Consider the following 16,474-nt stretch of genomic DNA (forward strand, 5'->3'; position numbering starts at 1 on the left):
GGGCTCTGCCCGGCTGCACTAGATCCGTACCGACCCCTCGATACACGTCACGCACGCCCCGCCAATCCACAGCGCATCCCCATCCCGCTCCACCACCACCCGCCCGGCACGCCCCAGCACCGTGCCCTGGCTGATCACATACCTCGCCGGCGCTTCCCCGTCGCGCAGCAGCCAGCGCGCAATACCCGCATTGAGGCTCCCGGTCACCGGGTCCTCCGGTGCCGCCTCGCCGGCAATGAACGCACGCGTCTCGAACTGTGCATCCACCGCATCGCCCTCGCGGCATGCGGCGAACACACCGAGCATCAAGCCCTCCAGCGCCGCATAGTCGGGACGTACCGCCAGCACCGCCGCGCGGCTGCGCAGGCGCACCGCCAGCCACGGCGGCCCATTGTCCACCCATTGCGCGTCCAGCACGTCGTCCATCGCCACGCCAAGGCCGGCCAGCACGCGCGCGCGCAGGTCCGGCGCCAGCGCCCCGGCACGCCGCAGCGGCGGGGCATCGAACGCCAGCCCGGTATCGCTGCGACGGATCCGCACCAGCCCGATCCCGCACTCCTGCACGATCTCCGCGCCCTTCGCCACGCCACCCCGGGCCAACCACGCATGGCAACTGCCCAGCGTGGGATGCCCGGCGAACGGCAGCTCGCCCAGCGTGGTGAAGATGCGCACCCGATAATCCGCACGCGGATCACGCGGCGCGGAAATGAACGTGGTCTCGCTCAGGTTGGTCCAGCGCGCAAACGCGGCCATGCGCGCCTCGTCCAGGTCTTCGGCATCGAGCACGACGGCCAGCGGATTGCCCAGCAACGGGTCGGTGCTGAAGACGTTGACCTGGAGGAAGGGGTGGGTGGGCACGAAGGCTCCTCGGACATGGACGGACACGCGGATAGCGTCAGGCAAATGTACCAACGTTCATTGGGCCAGCGGCGAGTCGAGGCGGTTAGCGACACAACCTGCCCGCGTAGCGCTTTAGGAATGCATGCAGATTGCCGTGCAACTGAACTGTGAGCTTCCACCTGACTGCGTGCTCGAACGCCAATCAGAACGTGCTGCCCGCTGTGGATCCGGAAACCCCAGCGGCGTCCTGGAGTCCGCACGGACACCGAAAGCGACGAGACGACGTTGCGATCATCCCAACGCATGGATACCGTCCGCGCCTTGACGATGGCGCGCCTCCACCTGGAGGCAGATGCAAACCGTGGCGGGAGGAAACCATATGGAGTGGTACAGGAGAGGGATTCAACTGAGCTTTCGGATTGAGCCAGCCGGCTTCGCGCTTGCTGCAGCCTACGCACTGCTGTGCTGGGCCGCGAGGCAGGTATCCATGGATCAGTTCTATCTGCCCGCGGGCATCCGGGTCGCCGCCTGCTTCTGTTTCCGCCACGCATGTGGCCGTATCTGTTTCTGGGGGAATACGCCTACTTTGCGCACATGCGCGTGCCCATGATCGAGCGATACGGCGTGGCGTGGGTCATCCTGTCGTCGGCCTTCCTCATGCCTGCGGTCGCCCTGATCATGCGCTGGCATCGGAGGATGATGGCGGCCCGCACCGATGCGTGGTTCATCTCTGCTGCGATCACATGTGCAGCGACGGCCACGCTCCTGAACCTTTGCTTCTCACATCTGTTCTGGCCGGTCCCACACCACAATGATTTCCTGACGGATGCTGCGAGAGGAGCCATGGGCCAGTTCGCGGGAATCCTGACCGTAGTGCCTGTAGCGCTGCTCTGGATCCGGCGATCATCAGGGTGGCAGTGGACCCGGCGTTACCGCATTGCGACCGTGTGCTGTGTGCTCGCGATAGGAGGCATCGGACTGTTCGCGCTCCAGGCACCTGCAGATGCATCCTTTTTCAAGACATCATTGCAGGTCTCCACCGCCATACCCGCGATCGCACTTACCTGCATGCACGGCTGGCGTGGCGCTGCGATCGGCGTACCACTGCTGAACCTGGCCATCGGCATGAGCAGCAAAGGCGGCGAGCCTTGGGCTTTCGACTCCTCGACGTTCGTGGCGCAGCAGACGCTGCTGGTGTCCGGGGTCGCCCTTCTTGCGCTTGGTTACAGCATCAGCCACTACTACGTGCAGTGCATCAGTGGACGGCAGAGAGAGCTTCTGTCCATGGCGCACGCCAGGGCATCCCATATCGGTAGCGAAATGAGCCTGCGCCAGCGGGTACTGGACATGCGCACCATGGGTGAAGGTATCGACCATTCACTCAGCGAGATCGCCTACTACCTCAGGGAGAACGGTCATGCCGTTCTCTCCCGCTCCCTGTTGCAGGTTTCCGTGGCCAACTCGAGAAAGTTCCGCGAACAGACCAGCCTCGTCTATCCCACCTGCCTGGAGCACGTCGGCTTGTATCTGAGCGTACAGCTCAGTGGACTGGGCGAGGTCTGGACCCGTTCAAGGCGCGTGCTCTCCCCACGCATGGCGGGCGATCCCTGTGCGCTGAGCAATGGGCTGCAGCTCGCCGCGTACCGGCTGTTGGCAGACGCAGTCTCGCTTCTGCTGCAGCGGGAGAAGGGGCAGGTCCGGGTGCAGGCGCGATGTGGCCGCGTTGGAGAATCCACCGGGATCGTGCTGGTTGTCGCGTTGATCGATGTAGATCAAAGGATATCCGAAGCCACGATGGAAATGGTCATCGAGCAGTTGACCGGACGCACGCTCGCCTACGGCGGCACTGTGCAGTGCCGCCGCAACCGGATACGCATGCTCCTGTTGGATTCGAACAATGCCGCCCGGGCATGGGTGGCGTGACAGGGGGGTTATGGGATGCGCTCGACCGACCAGACCGACGAGACGTCGTCGACGTAATGCACCAAAGAAAAATCCCCGTCGACGTAAACCACGGTGGGAATCGCATCTTCGGAAATCTTCAGCCGCCACGACGGCAGCGATGTCCTGGCGGAAGGCTTGCCGGCCGGCAAGGCCCAGAACACGTCGTCGAGCCTGCCAATGACCGCGTGCACATTGTCGTTGCGGTCATTTACCTGCAGGTAGGTGATCCCGTCGCGATCGAACTGATACACCTTCCAGTTCTCGTCCAGGCTCATGTTGCGGGTCGTTGGTGTCGGGTAGCCAAGCGCCTGCTGTTCATTGCCGTGCCAGTCCTGTTGGGCCTTGGCTAGTGTGGGCGCGGCGGTAAGCAGCAATGCGGTTGCGGCCATAGCGAATACTCGGTTTTGCATGCTGTGCTCCAGCATAGGTGACGGAAGAATCCCGCCCGATGCTAGATCGCAGCAGCCTCACCGGCACTGCACAAACTCCGATAGCGGTGCCCGGACATGGCGTAGAGCCACGCCCTGCGTGGCTGCGTCGAACGTTGACGCGGTGCAGCCACGCAGGGCGTGGCTCTACGGGTTGGGTGCTTGCGCCGCTCAGGCGGCGTCGGTTGCCATTTCTTTCAGGCGGCGTTCGTACCAGCCGTTGGCTTCGGGCTCGAAGATCGCGCTGTGGGTCATTTCGCCCTGATAGACGTGTACCGAGATGGCCATCTGCGTGTCGCTGGCGTTGCGCAGGGTGTGGTACTCGTGCGGCGGAATCAGGCTGCCGGCACTGCCGCAGTCGCCGATGAGGGTGGCTTCCTGCTGGAAGCGGAAGCGGTCGCCTTCGCGTTCCAGCAGCCGGTACCGGGTGACTTCCAGTTGACCCAGCCACACGCCTTCCACGCACCACAGGCCGCTGTGGTCGTGCAGCGGGGTGCCCTGCCCCGGTGCCCAGCTCATGGCGATGATGCTGTAGCCATGCGCCGGGCTGCGGTACAGCTCGCGACGGGCGTAGTGGTCGCTGATGGGGCGATGGCAACAGGCGGGCAGCTGGATGCGGCTGTCGGCAATGGCCTCGCGCAGGGCCGCGCGCAGGGTTTCGGCGATCTGCTTCGGGTCGTCATGCTGCACCGCGTGATCCACCGCAGCGATCAGGCGATCGCGGCCGTGGAAGGGCGGAAAGGGAGTGCATTGATCGTGCATGCCCGCAGTCTAGGCGATACGGGTAAAAAAGATGTTTGATCCAGATCACGGCGGATCGCGACGTTTTGGCCGAAAAAGCTATCGAATTCCGTTCAGTGGTTGATGGTGGCTATCGGCTTGGGGTGCGTGGGACACGCATGGCGTGTCGCTACGCGGTGCCGCGCTGGACGAACGGGGCCTGTTGGTAGAGACGGCGCTCTCCACCGCGCGGATCGTCCACCTGGCGCGACGGTACGTCGAATACGAGGGTCTGCCGACGTTCCAGGGTGTACTGGTCCCACTCCGGCAGGCCGGCGTGGTTCGGGTTGCCGGTGCGTGCGAAGGCCAGCAGCGCTTCGCTCATCACGTCTGCCATCTGCTGGGCGTCGGCACCCTCGCCGGTGCGCGAACCTGCGGCCCGCACGTTGTCGAATACCAGCGGGATGTCCAAGGTGTGGAATGCGCCCAACTTGCCGCCGTCCAGCGGTGAACCCCAGTCAAGCTGGTAGGCCCAGGTGGGCGCGCCCTGCCTTGCCCGGGCTTCCAGTTCCTCCACCGCGCCGCGCCAGGAGCGACCGGCGGTGGTGGCGGCGAAAAATACATCCGACGGGGTGTAGTGCGGATACAGACGCCGATATTCGGCGATCACCACCGAAGGAAGCAGGTCCACGAACTGTTCCTTCTCCAGCTTGGCCGGCAGCGTTTCCCAGCTCAGCGCGAAGTTTTCCGGGTCATTGCCGAGGAAGGCGCGGGTTTCGTCGTGGGTGTTGCCGATTACCATCGGAATGCCTGCCGACTGCGCCGGCGCCTGCGGCCAGAACGGATGCACCGGCAGGCTGTGGCCGTCCACCACCGGGCCGAAGTACAGGCTGGTGCTTTCCACCCGCGAGGGATCGCGGGCCCGGGTGGCGGCCAACAACGCCTGGACCGGCAGCGCCAGCAGCGCGTCGACGTCCTTTGCGCCTACCGCTTCCATCGCAATGCGCGCGCGCTGGGTAGCCGCGCGCGGTCCGGCCGCGGTGACCTGCTGGCCGCTCATGGTCCACGCGCGCTGGAACAGGCCGCGCGCGGCCGGCATGGCCATCAGCGTGGCGATCTTGGCGCCGCCGCCAGACTGGCCGAACACGGTGATGTTATTGGCATCGCCGCCGAATTCGCCGGCATGTTCGCGTACCCACTGCAATGCCTGGACCAGGTCGAGCTGGCCGACGTTGCCGGAGTCCGCGAACCGCGCATCGGCAAGCTGCGCCAGGTACAGGTACCCGAACACGTTGAGCCGATGGTTGACGGTCACCACCACCACATCCCCACGCCGGCACAACGCGCTGCCGTCGTACTGCGGGTCGCTGCCGGAGCCGTTGTTGTAGGCGCCGCCGTGGATGTAGAACAGGATCGGCCGGGGCTTACCGTCGCGCAGCGCAGGTGTCCACACATTGAGGTACAGGCAGTCTTCGCTGCCCGGGCCGTCCTCCCTGCTGCCCTGCGGGGCGGCCGATCCGAAGGCCAGCGCGTCACGCACCCCGCGCCACGGCAGTTCCGGCAGTGCCGGTTGGAAGCGCCGGGTCGCGGTGTCCGCGCCGTAGGGCACGCCGCGGAAGCTGTGCACGCCCGCCGCATAACGGCCGCGCAGGCGACCCCCGCGCACCTTGGCCAGCGAATCGGTCTGCGCGCCAGTGGGTGCTGCGGTGCCCAGCGCCGGCAGCGGGCCGGCGGCCAGCAGCAGGGCGTAACGCGCGCTGTCGCGCAGGAAGCGGCGGCGCTGCAGGTCGGCCGGGCTCATGGTGCGGCCTCCCCGGCCTGCGCCTGCATCCAGCGCAATGCCAGGCCGGTCCATTGGGTGGTGGTCAATGCCTCGGGAATGCGCACGCCGAAGCCATGCCCGCCGTGGGCGAACAGATGCATTTCGCTGGGCACGCCCGCGGCGAGCAGCGCCTGGTAGTACAGCAGGCTGTTCTGCACCGGCACTACGCTGTCGTCCTGCGCATGGACCAGGAAGGTGGGCGGTGTCTTCGCGTTGACCTGGGTCTGCAGGGAGAACTGCGCCTCCAGTGCGGCGCTCGGCTGGGCGCCGAGCAGGCGGCTGCGCGAACCGCCGTGGGCATGCGCGCCCATGTCGATCACCGGATACAGCAGCAGCGCAAAATCAGGGCGCGCGCTGAGCCTGTCGGTGGCGTCGCCGTTGCCAGGCAGCACGGTGGCGAAACCGGTGCTCAGGCGCGCTGCAACGTGGCCACCGGCAGAAAAACCCATCACCCCGATCCGCTGCGGGTCCAGCTGCCACTGCGCCGCGCCGGCGCGGATCACGCGCAGGGCCCGCTGTGCGTCTGCCAGCGCGGCCTGGCGGTCGGCGCGGCCTTCGGGCAGGCGGTAGCGCAGCACGAACAGGGTGACCCCGCCCTGCTCCACGAAGGCCGGCACCAGCGCGGTGCCCTCCTTGTCCAGCACGATGCGCTGGTAGCCGCCGCCGGGAATCACCAGCAGCGCGCTGCCATTGGGCCGGGCCGGTCGATACGCCACCAGATAGGGTGCGCTCACGGTGTCGATGTAGCGGTCCGGCAGCGCGACATCCGCGCTGCGTTCGATGACGCGGGGCACGCTGGGCCGGGCCGCCTCACCGGGCACCTTGCCCGCCGGCCACAGGTCGATCCGCGTGGGAGAGCCCGCTGCGGGTTCGGTCTCCGGCACCGGCCGCTCGGCGGCGTGGACGGCAGACATGGGGGTGGCGGCGAGCAGGCAGGCGGCCAGCAGGGGCATCAGTACGGCAGAACGCATCCGGACAGGTCCTTCGGTAGGGAAACGACGGCGTGCCGGGGCCGGGCAGGTTCTGACGCGCTGCACATTGCCAATGACACCGGTTTACCATATACAGCTCATCCAAGCGCTGTCGATGGGCAGTGCAACAAATCAACGGGAGACCCGCTTGAGCAACGATCAGGGCAAACAGGATCTGCCAGAACAGGGATTGGGCGACATCGCCCATGCGTTCGTTTCGGCCCGCCAGCAGGGCCGATCACTGCCGGATTTCCCGGGAAACATCCCGGACGATCTGGTCACCGCCTACCAGGTGCAGGACCAGGCCATCGCGCTGTGGGACGACCAGGTGGTGGGCTGGAAGGTGGGCTTCATTGCCGCCGAACGTCGCGACAGCTCCGGCGATGACCGCCTGCTGGGCCCGATCTTTTCGCAGCGGCTCTGGAATGCTACCGGTGGAACAGTGGACATCCCGGTCTTCGTCGGCGGCTTCGGCGCGGTCGAAGCCGAGTACGTGATCCAGCTGCTGGAGGACGCACCCGCCGACAAGCTGCACTGGACCCCGGAAGAAGCCGAAGCGCTGCCTGCCAAGCTGTTCATCGGCGTGGAAGTAGCCAGCAGCCCGCTGGCCACGATCAACAAGCTGGGCCCGCGCGTGGTGGTGTCCGACTTCGGCAACAACAACGGCCTGGTGCTGGGCCCGGAAATCCCGGGTTGGACCGCGCTGGACGATGCCGACCTGCGCGCCGAAACCCGCATCGAGGGCGAGGTGGTGGGCACCGGCGGCGCCACCCTGCTGCCGGGCGGCCTGCGCACCGCGTATGCCTTCGCCTTGGGGCGTTCTGCCCAGCGTGGGCGCCCGCTCAAGGCCGGCGACCTGATCGCCAGTGGCAATGCCACCGGTATCCATGACATTGCCGTAGGCCAACAGGCACTGATCCGTTTCGCCGGTTACGGCGACATTACCTGCAGGGCCATCGCCGCCGGATAACCGGGCGGCCATGGCGAGTACGCTTGGGAGGGCGCAGATGATTACTCGCAGAAGTTTCCTTGCCACCAGCGTGGGCGCGCTCAGCGTGCCCCTGTTGTCGGCCGGGTGTTCACGTTCCACCGGTGACGCGCCCGATGGCGCGCGCCTGCTGACCGCAACCGATGTGCATGTGGCCGACTACCCCACCGTGACCGCGGTGAAGTGGATCGGCCAGCAGCTGGAAGCGAAGACCGGCGGCCGCCTGCGGCTGCGCCAGTACCATTCGGGCCAGCTCGGCCGCGAATCGGAAGCGATCGACATGGCCCGCTTCGGGGTCATCGACATCACCCGCGTGTATTCCGGCGCGCTCAACAACGCCTTCCCGCTCACCCAGGCGCTGTGCCTGCCCTACGTGTTCGATTCGGTGGCGCACATGCGCCGCGCGCTCGACGGCGGCGTGGCCGATACCGTGCTGCGCGGCTTTGAAACCCGCGATCTGGTAGGGCTGGCGATCTACGATTCCGGCGCGCGCTGCTTCTACAACACCAAGCACCCGATCGTGGAACCGAAGGACCTGCACGGCCTGAAGCTGCGCGTGGCGTCCTCGGACATCTTCATCCAGCTGATGCGCCTGCTGGGCGCCAACCCGACCCCGATGTCGCTGGGCGACACCTTCTCGGGCATGGAAACGCACATGATCGACGGTGCGGAAAACAACATGCGCAGCTTCCACTCCAGCCGCCACTTCGAGGCCGCGCGCTACTGGTCGCAGAGCGACCATTCGTATGCGCCGGACGTGCTGCTGATGTCGCGCCGCAGCTTTGAATCGCTCAGCCCGGAAGACCGCCAGCTGCTGCTGCAGACCGCGCGCGAATCGGTAGGGGTGATGCGCCAGCAGTGGGACGCCTCGGAAAGCACCGCCCGCCAGGCGGTGGCCGACTTCGGCATCCAGTTTAACGAGGTCGACATGCCGGCCTTCCGCAAGGCCGCCGACCCGTTGCTGCAGCAGTACCTGCAGCAGCCGGAGCTGGCTGCCCTCACCCGTCGCATCCGCGACTTCGCCTGAGGCCTGCCGCGATGTCCGACCCGACCTCCGAAACCTCCGTCGACCTGCGCACGTTGCCGCAACGCGCACTCGACCGCATCGCCGACGTCACCATTTACATTGCGGTACTTGCCCTGCTCGGACTGGTGGTGGTGCAGGGCTGGCAGGTGTTCGCCCGCTATGTCATCAACGACTCGCCCAGCTGGACCGAGCCGGTGACCCTGCTGCTGCTGGCTACCGCCATGAGCCTGGGCGCGGCCACCGGCGTGCACACCCGACGCCACTTTGGCTTCTTCCTGCTGGCCGCGCACATGGGCCCCGGCCTGCGTCGTGCCGTGGACGTGTTCGCCTCGTTCGTGGTGGCACTGCTTGGCGTGGTGATCGCCTGGTGGGCAGCGGTGCTGCTGCTGGACGGGCTGGACATCAAGACCGCCGGCGCCAACCTGCCGCAGAGCATCAACTACCTGCCGTTGAGCATTGGTGGTGCGCTGATGGCGGTGTTCGCCGTGAACCAGATGGTGCAGGCCGTGCAACCGGCCGTCGCTGAAGCAGAGGGAGACCGCTGAGTCATGGGTATTACGATTCTTTTCACTGTATTCGCGGTGCTGCTGCTCCTTGGCGTGCCGGTGGCCTACGCGCTGGCCGCGGCGGCGCTGGCCACCTTGTGGTACCTGGACCTGCCGACGCTGGTGCTGGTGCAGCAGATCTCCGCCGGTACCGGTTCGGCGTCGCTGATCGCCATTCCATTGTTCATCTTCGCCGGTGAAATCATGATGCGCGGCGGCATCTCCGAACGCCTCATCGCGTTGGCGTCGTCGCTGGTCGGGCGCATGCGCGGCGGCCTCGGCCAGGTGTCCATCCTGTCCTCGCTGTTCTTCGGCGGTGTGTCCGGTTCGGCGATCGCCGACGTGTCGGCGGTGGGCGGCACGATGATCCCGCAGATGGTCAAGCGCGGTTACGACCGCGACTTCGCGGTGAACGTGAGCATCACCGCGGCGCTGGTGGCGCTGCTGGTGCCGCCATCGCACAACCTGATCCTGTTCTCGGCCGCGGCCGGCGGTGGCCTGTCCATCGCCGATCTGTTCGCGGCGGGCATCGTGCCGGCGTTGTTGATGACGCTGGCGCTGATGGTCACCGGCTATGTGGTGGCGCGCCGCCGCGGGTACGGGGTGGAAGTGTTCCCGGGTTGGCGCGCGGTGCTGCTGCGCATGGTGTCCGCCCTGCCCGGCCTGGGCCTGGTGGCACTGATCTTCATCGGTATCCGCGCCGGCATCTTCACTGCCGTGGAAAGCGCGGCCATCGCGGTGGTCTATGCGCTGTTGGTAACCACGGTGCTGTACCGCCAGCTCAACTGGCGCGAGTTCCTCGGCACGGTGACCCATGCCGCGCGCAGTACCGGCGTGATCCTGTTCGTTATCGCCACCGCTGCGGTGTTCGGCTGGCTGCTGGCGTTCCTGCAGGTTCCCGCCGCGGCCGTCGACTTCCTGCAGTCGTTCGCGCACAGCCAGTTCATGGTGCTGCTGATGATCGTGGTGATGCTGCTGCTGCTGGGTACCTTCATGGACCTGGCACCGATGATCCTGATCTGCACGCCGATCTTCCTGCCAGTGGCCAAGGCCTACGGGATCGACCCGATCCACTTCGGCCTGGTGCTGGTGCTGACCGGCGGCCTCGGCCTGGTGACGCCGCCGGTGGGCTCGGTGCTGTTCATCGGCACCGCCATCGGCAAGATCAGCGTGGGCGAAAGCATGCGTTCGATCTGGCCGTTCTGGTTCGCCGCACTGGGCGTGCTGCTGATCGTGACCTTCTTCCCGCAGCTCTCGCTGTGGCTGCCGGCGCTGCTGCGCGCCTGATCGCAGGGGCCCGCCGTGCTGCGGCGGGCCCGGTTCAACACATCGGAGATACCGCATGCGTTTGATGAGCACCCTGCTGGCCGGGCTGGCCACCGCCAGCCTGCTGTGGGCCGGCGCCGGACAGGCCGCCGACACCACGTCCCCCACCTGGAAGCGCGGCATCGAGAACCAGCGCCAGGCCGACCTGGGCAACGGCACCTTCCTCAACCCGGTGTTCGCCGGCGACCGCCCGGACCCGTCGGTGCTGAAGGACGGCGACGACTACTATCTCACCCTGTCCTCGTTCGACGCCTACCCCGGCCTGCCGATCTGGCATTCGCGCGACCTGGTGAACTGGCAGCCGCTGGGCCATGCGATCACCAAGAATGTCGGTGCGATCTGGGCGCCGGACATCGTCAAGCATGAAGGCCGCTACTACATCTATTTCCCGGCACGCACCGCCGAGGCGCGCAGCAACTTCGTGGTCTGGTCGGACAACATCCGCGGGCCATGGAGCGAACCGATCGACATCGGGTTGGGTGGCTACATCGACCCTGGCCACGCGGTGGGCGAAGACGGCAAGCGCTACCTGTTCCTCAGCGGCGGCGCCTACGTGCAGCTGGCCGACGATGGCCTGAGCGTGGTGGGCAAGCCGAAGCACGTCTACGACGGCTGGAAGTACCCGGAAAGCTGGGACGTGGAGGCCTACGCGCAGGAAGGCCCGAAGATCAATTTCCACAACGGCTGGTACTACATGACCACCGCCGTGGGCGGCACCGCCGGTCCCCCGACCGGGCACATGGTGATCACCGCGCGCTCGCGCTCGATCCATGGGCCGTGGGTGAACGCGCCGAACAACCCGATCACCCGCACGAAGTCGGCCGCAGAGCCGTGGTGGTCGCGTGGCCACGCCACCGTGGTGGAAGGCACCGACGGGCGCTGGTGGATGATCTACCACGGTTACGAAAACGGCTACTGGACGCTGGGTCGGCAGGCGCTGCTGGAGCCGATCGAGTGGACCGACGATGGCTGGTTCGTGGCCAAGGGCGGGGATCTCGGCCAGCCGCTTGCCAAGCCCTCGGGGGAGTCAGTGGGCCAGCACGGCATGGCGCTGTCGGATGACTTCAAGGGCGAGCGGCTGGGCGCGCAGTGGTCGTTCTTCAACCCTGCCCAGGACGAGTACAAGCGCCTGGGCTTCAGCGCCAACGGGCTGACCGTGCAGGGCAAGGGCGACACCCCGCGCGACAGTTCGCCGCTGACCGCCATCGCCGGCGACCAGGCCTACCAGTTCGAGGTCGAAATGGACATCGAACCCGGTGCGGTGGGCGGTGCCCTGCTCTTCTACAGCGACAGGCTCTACGTGGGCGTGGGCAGCAACGGCGAGAAGTTCATCATGCACCGCTACGGCGAGGAGCGCCCCACCCGGCTGGACCGGAGTGCCAAAGGCGGCAAGCTGTGGCTGCGGGTGACCAACAACCGGCACATCGTGACCATCCATTCCAGCACCGATGGCAAAACCTGGCAGAAGTACCCGGTTCAGATGGAAGTCTCCGGCTACCATCACAATGTGGCCGGGAAGTTCCTCGCCCTGAAGCCGGCCCTGTACGCCGCCGGCGACGGCAAGGTCCAGTTCCGCCAGTTCCGCTACCGCGCCCTCGACTGAGTGGCCCGGTAGACTCCTTCGACCTCTCTCGGTTTGAACACATGTCACTGCGCAGCAAGACCGACCCGGCAACGAACGGGTTGACCAAGGGCAAGGCCGCCACGATCAACGACATCGCGCGGCTGTCGGGGGTGTCCAAGAAAACGGTTTCGCGGATCATCAACAACTCGCCCCTGGTGCGTAAGGACACCCGCGAGAAGGTGGAAACGCTGATGCGCGAGGTCGGCTATACGCCCGACCCGCTGGCTCGCGGCCTGGCCTTCCGGCGCTCGTTCCTGATCGGCATGGTCTACGACAACCCCACCGCGCAGTACATCGTGGACATGCAGTACGGCGCGCTGGATGCGCTGCGCGGTTCCAGTTTCGAACTGGTGGTGCATCCCTGCGATTCGCGCAGCCCCGGCTACATCGAAGGCGTGCGCCGCTTCGTGCAGCAGCAGAAGCTGCACGCGGTGATCCTGGTACCACGCGCATCGGAAGACCAGGCGCTGGTGGACATGCTGGATGAGATCGGCTGCCGCTTCACCCGCATCGCCTCGGCGGCGCTGGATGAAACCTCGCAGATGGTGGTCACCCACGACCGCGACGGCGCTGCCGAAGCGGCCGACTACCTGCTGTCGCTGGGCCACCGCGATATCGCGCTGGTGACCGGCCCCAGTGCCTACCGCTCGGCGCACGACCGCACCGCCGGTTTCCTCGCCGCGCTGGCGCAACGCGGGATCGAACTGCCGCCGGGCCGCATCATCGAGGCCGGCTACACCTTCGAATCCGGCGTGGCGGCGGCCGAAAAGCTGCTGCTGGGCAAGCAGCGCCCGACCGCCATCTTCACCGGTAACGACGAAATGGCTGCCGGTATCTACAAGGTGGCACTGCGCACGGGCATCAGCATTCCGCGCCAGCTGTCCATCATCGGCTACGACGACAGCCCGCTGGCCTCGCGCCTGTGGCCGTCGCTGACCTCGGTGCGCCGACATACCCGCGACACCGGGCGCACCGCCGCGGCCATGCTGATCCAGCCCGAAGGCCAGGCCGCCCTGCAGATGGCCAGTGTGCGCCCGCACCTGATCGTCCGCGATTCGTGCCAGCCGCCTGAAGATTGAGCGAACGATGCCGGTCACGACCAACGGTCGTCACCTACCGGCAAGACAGCCCAGCCGGCCGAAAGACCCGCGAGATGATTCCACCCGGCAGGTCACGACCGTTGGTCGTGACTTCCCACCGATCCCGCAATGCAAAATGACACCGGTTTCCACCTCCGGCTAGAATGGACGGAAATCGCGCCGGGGCCGCCCCTGCGGCCCACCCCTGCTCTGGAGACGCCATGTACTGCAAGACCCACTACGCCACCCATCCCGACGCCATCAAGGGCGCCAGCAACGACGACCTGCGCGAGCTTTACCTGCTCGACGGCCTGTTCAATGCCGATACGGTGACCCTGAAGTACACCCACTACGAGCGCTTCGTGCTCGGCGGTGCGGCGCCGGTGAAGGGCCCGGTGGCCCTGCCGAAGCAGACCGAACCGGCGTCGGCCGCCGGCCATGCGTTCCTGGAACGCCGCGAGCTCGGCATCATCAATGTCGGCGGCGGCAGCGGCACCGTCACCGTCGACGGCACCGTGTTCACGCTGGGCCCGAAGGACGGCCTGTACGTGGCCATGGGCAGCGAAGACGTGGTGTTCGCCTCCGACGACGCGGCCAACCCGGCGCAGTTCTACCTGGCCTCGACCCCGGCGCACGCGCGCTTCGAGACCAAGCAGCTGTCGATCAAGGACGCGGTGGCACTGGAGCGCGGCGCGCTGGAAACCAGCAACGAGCGCACCATCTACCAGTACATCGTGCCGGCCACCTGCCAGTCCTCGCAGCTGCTGCTGGGCCTGACCGTGCTCAAGCCGGGCAGCGTATGGAACACCATGCCGCCGCACCTGCACGACCGCCGCAGCGAAGTGTATTTCTACTTCGACCTGGGCCAGAACGACCGCGTGTACCACTTCATGGGCGAGCCGGACGCGCAGCGCCACATCGTGATCCAGAACAACGAAGCGGTGGTGTCGCCGCCGTGGTCGATCCACATGGGTGCCGGCACCAGCAACTACGCCTTCATCTGGGCGATGGGCGGCGAAAACCTGGATTACACCGACATGCACGTGCTGGACATCTGCCAGCTCAAGTGACCCACACCGCGCCGCCGGCCACGGGCTGGCGGCGCGCGTCCCGCATTGGATAAGGACCGTAACCGCAATGGCTAATCCGTTCAGTCTGGAAGGCAAGATCGCCCTCGTCACCGGTGGCAATACCGGCCTGGGGCAGGGCATCGCCGTGGCGCTGGCAGAGGCCGGCGCCGACGTCGCCGTGGCCGGCATCGCGCCGCCCACCGAGACCATCGCCAGGATCACCGCGCTGGGTCGCCGCTGCCTGGCAGTGGAAGCGAACCTGATCAGTATCGAACCGGTCGAGCGCGTCATCCGCGAAACCGTCGAAGGCCTGGGTGGCCTGGATATCCTGGTCAACAACGCCGGCCTGATCCGTCGCGCCGATGCAGTGGACTTCAGCGAGCAGGACTGGGACGACGTGATGAACGTCAACATCAAGTCCGCATTCTTCATCTCGCAGGCTGCCGGGCGTCACTTCATCGCGCAGGGCCGCGGCAAGATCATCAACATCGCCTCGATGCTGTCCTTCCAGGGCGGGATCCGGGTGCCGTCGTACACCGCCAGCAAGAGCGGCATCGCCGGCATCACCCGCCTGCTGGCCAACGAGTGGGCCAACAAGGGCATCAACGTCAACGCGATCGCCCCCGGCTACATGGCGACCGACAACACCGCCGCACTGCGCGCCGACCAGGACCGCAACAAGTCCATCCTCGACCGCATTCCGGCGGGTCGTTGGGGCACCCCGGAGGACCTGGCCGGTACGGCGGTGTTCCTGGCGTCCAGCGCTTCGGATTACGTCAATGGTTCGGTGATTCCCGTGGATGGGGGTTGGCTGGCCCGGTGATGTAGCTGTATCGACCAACGGTCGATACCTACCGGGATCAGATCGTCGGCCGCGAACCTGCGGCGCAAGACCGTAGGTACCGACCGTTGGTCGGTACCCCCGCCAAACGTCCTGACGGTAGCGCCGGCCGTTGGCCGGCCCTCCTGGAGCCCGAACATGCACCGCTTCCTGCTCCCGATGCTTTTTTTGTTCGCGGCGGTCACCACACACGCGGCGCCGCACCGTATTTTCATCGCCGGTGATTCCACTGCCGCCGAATACGGCCCGGAACGCGCTCCGCAGGCCGGTTGGGGACAGGCGTTGCAGAGCTACCTCGACCCGGCGTCGTGGGAAGTCCGCAACCACGCCAAGGGTGGCCGCAGCGCGCGCAGCTTCATCGAGGAAAAACGCCTCGATGCGATCGCGGCCGAGATCCAGCCCGGCGATGTGCTGCTGATCCAGTTCGGCCACAACGACGCCAAGTTCGAAGACCCCACCCGTTACAACGATCCGGTCACTGCCTACCCGCAATACCTGATGCGCTACGTGCAGCTGGCCCGCGACAAGCGCGCTACGCCGGTGCTCATCACTCCGGTGGCGCGGTTGCTGTACGACTTCGGTTCGCTGCTCGACACGCATGGGTTGTACACCCAGACCGTAAAGCAGCTGGCCGAGCGCGAGCAGGTGGCGCTGATCGACCTCAATGCCAGCTCCACGCGCTGGATCCGCGCGCTGGGCGAGCAGGGCGCCAAGCCGTACTTCCTGTTCGTGCCCGAACAGAACAAGGCCGATGGCACCCACTTCAGCCTGGCCGGCGCCACTGCCGTGGCCTGCCTGGTGATGCGTGACTGGGTGGCGCTGAAGCCGGACCTCAAGCCCGCGTTGAAGCGGGATATCGATTGCGACGTGAGCCGATCCGCAGGGCAGGGCGCTGATCCGGCCAAGCCGTCGCGGGTGGTGCACGAACGCGATATCGCCATCACCCAGCCCGGTCCGCATGGCGGTGCCGGCCCGACCACGGCGTATCCGTTCTTCGCCGACGACAGGGACCTGCCCTTCGTGCTGCGCAAGCGCGTGCTGCACAAGGGCGCGGGGATTGGCCTGCACCCGCAGCACAAGGACGAGATCTATTACATCGTCAGCGGGCAGGGCAGCTACGTGCTGGATGGGAAGCAGTACGACGTGGCGGCCGGCGACGCGCTGCTGACCCGGGTGGGCAGCCTGCACGCGCTGCAGCAGCGCGGGGAGCAGGATCTGGTCGTGCTGCTGGCGTATCCGCGGTGAAGGC

Annotated in this window: 15 protein-coding genes; 10 read left to right on the top strand and 5 right to left on the bottom strand. The window is 66.6% G+C overall.

What is annotated here, in order from left to right; translation table 11 throughout:
• Positions 1-18: 18 nt before the first annotated feature.
• The gene (locus FSZ13_RS13470) at positions 19-858 is read right to left on the bottom strand and encodes a PhzF family phenazine biosynthesis protein (RefSeq protein ID WP_145480540.1); all 840 of its coding nucleotides are present in this window, start codon (positions 856-858) and stop codon (positions 19-21) included.
• A gap of 531 nt (positions 859-1,389) precedes the next feature.
• Here FSZ13_RS13470 and FSZ13_RS13475 point away from each other — a divergent pair.
• Complete coding sequence (locus FSZ13_RS13475; RefSeq protein WP_145480542.1) at positions 1,390-2,763, top strand: hypothetical protein; 1,374 nt, start codon at positions 1,390-1,392, stop codon at positions 2,761-2,763.
• A gap of 8 nt (positions 2,764-2,771) precedes the next feature.
• On the opposite strand, the gene FSZ13_RS13480 is transcribed toward FSZ13_RS13475, so the two are convergent.
• The 4 genes from FSZ13_RS13480 to FSZ13_RS13495 form a co-directional block, all read right to left on the bottom strand.
• Entirely contained in the window at positions 2,772-3,194 is a 423-nt protein-coding gene (locus FSZ13_RS13480) for a hypothetical protein (RefSeq protein WP_145480544.1), read from the bottom strand.
• 189 nt (positions 3,195-3,383) lie between these two features.
• Complete coding sequence (locus tag FSZ13_RS13485) at positions 3,384-3,974, bottom strand: cysteine dioxygenase family protein (RefSeq protein ID WP_145480546.1); 591 nt, start codon at positions 3,972-3,974, stop codon at positions 3,384-3,386.
• A gap of 148 nt (positions 3,975-4,122) precedes the next feature.
• Positions 4,123-5,733 (bottom strand): carboxylesterase/lipase family protein, encoded by a 1,611-nt coding sequence (locus FSZ13_RS13490; protein ID WP_145480548.1) that lies wholly within the window; start codon positions 5,731-5,733, stop codon positions 4,123-4,125.
• Positions 5,730-6,725 (bottom strand): alpha/beta hydrolase, encoded by a 996-nt coding sequence (locus FSZ13_RS13495; protein WP_186308946.1) that lies wholly within the window; start codon positions 6,723-6,725, stop codon positions 5,730-5,732. The genes FSZ13_RS13490 and FSZ13_RS13495 overlap by 4 nt, the downstream gene beginning before the upstream one ends.
• 148 nt (positions 6,726-6,873) lie before the next feature.
• Here FSZ13_RS13495 and FSZ13_RS13500 point away from each other — a divergent pair, with 148 nt between their 5' ends.
• The 9 genes from FSZ13_RS13500 (at position 6,874) to FSZ13_RS13540 (ending at position 16,470) form a co-directional block, all read left to right on the top strand.
• Complete coding sequence (locus FSZ13_RS13500) at positions 6,874-7,695, top strand: 2-keto-4-pentenoate hydratase (protein WP_145480550.1); 822 nt, start codon at positions 6,874-6,876, stop codon at positions 7,693-7,695.
• Between the two features lie 37 nt (positions 7,696-7,732).
• Positions 7,733-8,740 (top strand): TRAP transporter substrate-binding protein, encoded by a 1,008-nt coding sequence (locus FSZ13_RS13505; RefSeq protein ID WP_145480552.1) that lies wholly within the window; start codon positions 7,733-7,735, stop codon positions 8,738-8,740.
• Positions 8,741-8,751: 11 nt separating this feature from the next.
• A complete protein-coding gene (locus tag FSZ13_RS13510) occupies positions 8,752-9,285 on the top strand; it encodes a TRAP transporter small permease (RefSeq protein ID WP_145480554.1) in 534 nt (177 codons plus the stop codon).
• 3 nt (positions 9,286-9,288) lie between these two features.
• Positions 9,289-10,572: a TRAP transporter large permease gene (locus FSZ13_RS13515; protein WP_145480557.1), complete on the top strand. Its 1,284-nt coding sequence runs from the start codon at positions 9,289-9,291 to the stop codon at positions 10,570-10,572.
• Between the two features lie 55 nt (positions 10,573-10,627).
• On the top strand, positions 10,628-12,214 hold the full coding sequence (locus FSZ13_RS13520) for a family 43 glycosylhydrolase (RefSeq protein ID WP_260844185.1): 1,587 nt from the start codon (positions 10,628-10,630) through the stop codon (positions 12,212-12,214).
• A gap of 41 nt (positions 12,215-12,255) precedes the next feature.
• Entirely contained in the window at positions 12,256-13,314 is a 1,059-nt protein-coding gene (locus FSZ13_RS13525) for a LacI family DNA-binding transcriptional regulator (RefSeq protein ID WP_145480558.1), read from the top strand.
• A gap of 221 nt (positions 13,315-13,535) precedes the next feature.
• Positions 13,536-14,384 (top strand): 5-dehydro-4-deoxy-D-glucuronate isomerase, encoded by an 849-nt coding sequence (gene kduI, locus FSZ13_RS13530; protein WP_145480560.1) that lies wholly within the window; start codon positions 13,536-13,538, stop codon positions 14,382-14,384.
• Positions 14,385-14,451: 67 nt separating this feature from the next.
• A complete protein-coding gene (gene kduD / locus FSZ13_RS13535; RefSeq protein ID WP_145480562.1) occupies positions 14,452-15,207 on the top strand; it encodes a 2-dehydro-3-deoxy-D-gluconate 5-dehydrogenase KduD in 756 nt (251 codons plus the stop codon).
• Between the two features lie 156 nt (positions 15,208-15,363).
• The gene (locus FSZ13_RS13540; protein ID WP_145480564.1) at positions 15,364-16,470 is read left to right on the top strand and encodes a GDSL-type esterase/lipase family protein; all 1,107 of its coding nucleotides are present in this window, start codon (positions 15,364-15,366) and stop codon (positions 16,468-16,470) included.
• Positions 16,471-16,474: the final 4 nt, after the last annotated feature.

The sequence above is a fragment of the Stenotrophomonas rhizophila genome (assembly GCF_007667275.1).
In the GTDB taxonomy this organism is placed as follows: domain Bacteria; phylum Pseudomonadota; class Gammaproteobacteria; order Xanthomonadales; family Xanthomonadaceae; genus Stenotrophomonas; species Stenotrophomonas maltophilia_AE.